The following is a 5,442-nucleotide window of genomic DNA, read 5'->3' as shown; positions in this document are numbered from 1 at the left end:
CAAATCTATGTGACCTGCGGCGGTTTGTTGTATTTTGTATTTTCTATCTTTACTATGGTTTTTACATTCTATAACTTTTTCTCGCCTTATCACACTTCATCAACGCAAGCCGTTATTTACGTTTATATAATTAACTTAGTCCCGATAAAGAACGCATTACCAGATCAACGTCTTGATTTTCAAGTTCCTGAATGATATGCAGATATGTTTTTTGTGTTGTCGTCATACTGGCGTGACCAAGCCTGCGAGCAACGCTGGCAATAGACACGCCTGCAAACAACAGTAGCGATGCGTGAGTATGTCTTAAACCGTGAATAGATATTTCAGACAGATTCAACCTTTTGCAATGACGGCTAAGTATGTCATTCACAGTTGAGTTATAAACTTTGCCGTTTACGAATATGGGTTTATCTTCTGGCAGACTCTTTACCAATTCAGCAAATTGAATAACCGTTTGCCAATCTATTTGTATTTTCCTTACCGATGAATTATTCTTTGTTGGAAGAAAACCGCTGTTGCCTTTATAGTCCCAGGTTTTGCTTATAGAAAGCATTTGATGTGAAAAATCAAAATCACGAGGGGTCAAAGCAAGTGCCTCGGAAAAACGCATACCTGTTTTTGCGACCAAAAGAATAAACCAATCCCAGTTCACTCCGGACTTAAGATCAAGCGAAGTCAGCAGCGTGTGCAGTTCAAACTGATTAAGATACTTGATTTTCTTGACCGACGGCGTTTTACCTTTTATTATTGCTTTTCTCGTCGGATCACGCTCAATAAGCCCTTCATCAACCGCATCAAGTATCGCTCCTTTAAGCTGATGATGAAAGTCCATTGTTGTTTGTCTTTCGTGATACAGTGCATAATCATTAAGCAGCTGCTGATAAGCAATTCTGTTTAGATCACTCAAAACAAGTTCAGGCACAAGCCTTTTCAGCCAGGATATTGTCATTTTGTATTTATCCAATGTAACCTTTCTAATTGCTCCTTCTTTATATACTGCAACCCACCTTTCATAGTAATCACAGAACAAGTCTGTATGTTTAATGTTATTTAACATCACATTACCTCCATTTCAACAAAACGGCTTACGCTGATGAAGGGTGATAATGGAGTCGAGGTTGCGGAAGAAAGAGCCGATTGTAACCTGTTCTTCCATTGTTGTGGGCATCATAAGTTCCATATTTGCCATTTGCTTACCAGATACCTCGACAAAAGTTGAGCCAGCACCGACTGTCTCTCCATACCTTTTCATTTCCTCTGAGCGAGAAAAAATGAAATATGAGTCAAGTTCATTTATATGTGGAACAATTGATTGAAAGCCTTGATTAGTGCAGCCTTCCTTGCGTAAAATCGCCGTTTTTCCTATACCCGCACGAGATGTGAATAACACCGTTCCAACGGGTAGCATCTTGGCAGAGCTATTATCATACCCTTGCTGTGTAATCTTTCTTTCGCTTGATGAAACAAAAATTTGATCGGCAATTTCGGCAGGAGCATACCAATCAATATCACCGTCCCAATATTCAAAATTTGAGGTGCTGGGTGTTCCACCGCCTACAATATCAGCAAATTCTCCCAACTTATGCTGTTCCCAAGGAAAAGTAAAAGAGCTAAGGAAAATACCTTAACTCTTTTATAAAAACGTATATTTAGAGGGTGTTAAATACCTTTTATCCCTCATCAGGATCAAAGCCACCTGTTAAAATGAATTTTCTGAGGATTTTATCGACTTTCATATTTACTTTTGGCGGAATAATCACTTTACCCTCGATTTTTTCAAGAAAAGCTTTAGCAGCTGCTTTATTTACTGACTGTTTCAGCTTGTCAAATCTTCCGAATTCATCAATATTAGCCTCTGTAAGATTTAACTGCATCATATTTTTAAGCAAATCTTCGTCCAATCCGAAAGCAACAGCAAAACTATGGATCTGGTCATTTTTAGCCTTATATTGATACTCTGTGATATAGTCACGAAGTGTCTTTCCATCTTCAACAACTACTTCTCCACGCTGAACATCGTGCAGAAAGATCTCAGCATACTTCTGCTCGTCTTGTGTAAGCGTAGCAAAGGACTTGTGCAGTTCATCAAGCGACGCTTGCAGCTGCTCTTCAGTAATATCAGCTTGGTGCAGATTTTTTAAATATTTTTCAAATCTGCTGTTCATATAAGCTGCATCTATTCTTCCTGTGTCAATTTCAGTAATATAACCGACAAGATCAAATGGAACATCATCGCCGTCTGAACCACCATTACCGTTTTCGTCATCATTTCCGTTGGAGAGTTCTTTATAACGCTGTACCAATGCCATAAAATCGTTGCTGCCAAAGTCTAATTTGATCGTTTCATTTAAACCGGTTTCCTCATCATTAAATGTATAAATGTCCTGTTCCCAATTAAATCCTTGCAGCTTAGCAGCATCAAGATGGTGATTAAAGTCTTTGAAAAGCTGTGCAAATTTAGCTTTTTCTGCGTGATCATTAGGCAACTTTGTGAAATCAGATACTCCCGAAGATTTAAAAACTTCTGAAATATCCATATAGATCACATTAAGCTTTTTAAGATTATACGGCAGTTTCTCGACAAACAGAACCGTAGGCTTGTCACCTGAATAAGTCTTTACCGCTTCATCAATATAAGCTCTCATTGTAAATGGTCTGCGGTAATATTTTATCACACCATAAGGCTTTTCATTGCTTTTGAAAAGTCGATTTGTTCTTGACATTGCTTGAATAAGATTTTCATACTGGAGTATCTTATCCATATAGAGCGTGTTTACCCACTTTGAGTCAAAACCTGTAAGCATCTGATCAACTACAATAAGAAGATCAAGCATTTTCTCAGGTGTGCGTGTAATCGTTGAATATTTCTCTTTATGGGCAAGTCTTAAAGACACGTCTTTTTTGAAACTTGCGTGAGTAGGTATAGTAAAATCTTGTCCAAACATATCATTGTAATCGTTAAGGATCTTTACAAGCCCGTCCTCTTTAAATAACGCCACAGGTTTGCCCTTGTAAGTATTTTTGTATTCTCCATCCTCGTTGCTGATATGAGGGTCAAAAAGACAGGTCACTTTTAAGCTTGGCATTTTATCTTTAAAAAGCCCGTAATACTCAATAGCTTCAGGAATACTGCTTGTAGCAAAAATAGCGTGGAATTTCTTGTTTACACTGAGAATGCTCCAATTATCGCAAATATCATTAACAACTGCATTCTGATGTTCAGGTTCTATATACTGTGAATTAGGAAGATAGTCTTCAACGCCCTTGACATACTTTCCGTCATCATTTTCGTATCCTGCCATTGGAACATCATTCATATATTTATTGAAAACTTCTCGTTTCTTTTCATCAGCAAAAGCCTCCTCCACGTTGTTTGCTTTTGCCTCAGCAAGTGCAACCTGTTTACGAACGTCGTTTTCTTTAAAAGTCTGTACCATTCTAGGGTCAAATCCTAGAACATTTTTATCTCTGATTCCGTCCGCAAGTACATATCTATGAAGTTCTCCGCCAAATATCGTAGATGTCTGGCTCATTTTCTTCTGATTTTCTTCAAATATAGGTGTTCCGGTAAAACCAAAGAATATAGCATTTGGGAACGTACTTTTGATAGTAGAAAGCATTTCACCAAAAGTTGAGCGGTGACATTCATCAACAATAAAAACGATACGCTTTTTGCCTATTTCTTCAATATCATGAGCGTTCAGACCGTTTTCATCATTCTTGATATTGCTCATTTTCTGAATAGATGTCACTATCAAAGTATCAGCAGGAGCTGAGCTTTTCAGCTTTGTGATAAGAACATAGGTATCCTCAGTTTTCTGTACGCTTTCGCCATCATCAGCAAAATTATTGTATTCAATATATGACTGATTTCCGAGTTCTATCCTATCAGTAAGAAAAACTACTTTATCTGCATCCTTAGAGTTTGCAATAAGCTGAGCAGACTTAAAGCTCGTCATAGTTTTTCCCGAACCTGTTGTATGCCAAATGAATCCACCACGCTGATTGCCCTCGCCCCATTTAGTTTTTGAAACCTTGTCAGAGATCGCACTTGCGGCATAATACTGATAACTTCTCATAACTTTCAGAACGCCGTCAGTATCATCAGCCACAGTATAAAAGCCGATAAGCTGGTGAGCCATAGGGATAGAAATTAGATTTGATGCAATGCCTTTCCAGTCATTTATGACCTCGTTATTGAAATCTGCCCAATGAAAGTAAAAATCGGGGTTGAAAGCATCGGCACTTCCGGGATTTGCAAAGTAAAGTGTTTCGTCAGGTGTCATAGCGACAAATATCTGAACAAGAGAAAACAGCCCTGTAAAAACGCCCTCGTAAGAATATTTCTGTATCTGATTGCACGCCTCGCTTACAGGAACGCCGCTGCGTTTGAGTTCGATATGTATAACAGGCATACCATTTATCAAAAGCATTATATCCCCTCTGCGGTCATTCAATATTCTAGAGGACGCCTTGAATTTTGGCTGTCTTGCTATCTGATAACGGCTCTGACCTGCGGCGATCTCCTTGCGGTCGTATATCTTAAGTGAAACTTCCTTGCCAAAGTGAAGCTTATCATCGACATTATCACGAGTGATCGAGATAGTTTTGCCGTTTATAAATTTATTGAGCATAAGTGGAGTACGCAAAGTTTTTATTTGCTCCATTATCTGCTGCATTTCTCCGCTTGTCAGCGGACAGCCATTCAGACGATCAATGCTCTGATTATTGTTAAAGAGGATATTTGCCCAATTCTGTATCAGATCTTCCTCCGTTGGATACATAATAACTTCCGAAGACCAGCCCTTATTAAATAGGACTTTTATCAAAGCATCTTCAAATTTTGCCTCTTTTTTGAAGATCATACAAATACCTCCTATACAAACATCTTTTCAAGGCACGCTTTTTTGATATTTTTAAGCTTTTCAAGCTTACGCTGATGAAGGGTAATAAGGGTGTCGAGCTTTGCAAAGAAAGATCCGATTTGGTGCTGTTCCTTTACGTCGGACGGTACTGTAAGGACTGTTTCAAAGTAATCGGCAGGAGTGATATTGAGTAGTCCATGATTTCTTGCACCCTCGGCAGCAATAGCTTGAACTCCCTTATGCCAACAGTCGGTATCATAATACGAAACAAGAAAATCAGAGTCAATATTTCCGTTCTCTTTCAAAGCGAAAACAATGTAAAGTGTCGATAATACGCCCATTTCGTACCTATCAAGTCTCTTAACTGCACCCCACGGAGCATCAGATGATGTACTCTTATTGTAGGCAAATTCACCTTTCTTCAACAGGTAGTAACCGCTTACATCTCGGCTTGCTATACGCTTATCGAAGAACTCGTTTTGATCTATCAAGCCATACTGTGCTGATATGGTAAGTGGCAGCTCTGATTCACGGTTTTCGTTCTTTCTCGTCACTCTCTCGACCATATCAGACAACT

General features: G+C 38.8%; 3 protein-coding genes and 1 pseudogene. All 4 read right to left on the bottom strand.

What is annotated here, in order from left to right; genetic code table 11:
• Positions 1 to 130: 130 nt before the first annotated feature.
• Positions 131 to 1,057 carry a site-specific integrase gene (locus QVO88_RS01810; protein WP_022286823.1) on the bottom strand — a complete coding sequence of 309 codons (927 nt, stop codon included), beginning with the start codon at positions 1,055 to 1,057 and terminating at the stop codon, positions 131 to 133.
• 15 nt (positions 1,058 to 1,072) lie between these two features.
• On the bottom strand, positions 1,073 to 1,621 hold the full coding sequence (locus tag QVO88_RS01805; RefSeq protein WP_288177711.1) for a restriction endonuclease subunit S: 549 nt from the start codon (positions 1,619 to 1,621) through the stop codon (positions 1,073 to 1,075).
• A 49-nt stretch (positions 1,622 to 1,670) separates the two neighbouring features.
• Positions 1,671 to 4,865, bottom strand: coding sequence for an HsdR family type I site-specific deoxyribonuclease (locus QVO88_RS01800; RefSeq protein WP_022286821.1), 3,195 nt, complete (start codon positions 4,863 to 4,865; stop codon positions 1,671 to 1,673).
• Positions 4,866 to 4,876: 11 nt separating this feature from the next.
• A pseudogene (locus QVO88_RS01795) lies at positions 4,877 to 5,442 on the bottom strand (restriction endonuclease subunit S); the annotation flags it as partial.

The organism is Ruminococcus sp. CAG:57 (assembly GCF_000435935.1).
GTDB lineage: Bacteria > Bacillota > Clostridia > Oscillospirales > Ruminococcaceae > Hominimerdicola > Hominimerdicola aceti.
The sequence above is the reverse complement of the archived record's forward strand: the minus strand, read 5'-3'. Positions and strand labels throughout refer to the sequence as shown.

Excerpts from the sequence above, each read along its gene's own strand:
- QVO88_RS01800 (WP_022286821.1), bottom strand. The coding sequence starts at position 4,865 with ATGATCTTCAAAAAAGAGGCAAAATTTGAAGATGCTTTGATAAAAGTC.
- QVO88_RS01810 (WP_022286823.1), bottom strand. The coding sequence starts at position 1,057 with ATGTTAAATAACATTAAACATACAGACTTGTTCTGTGATTACTATGAA.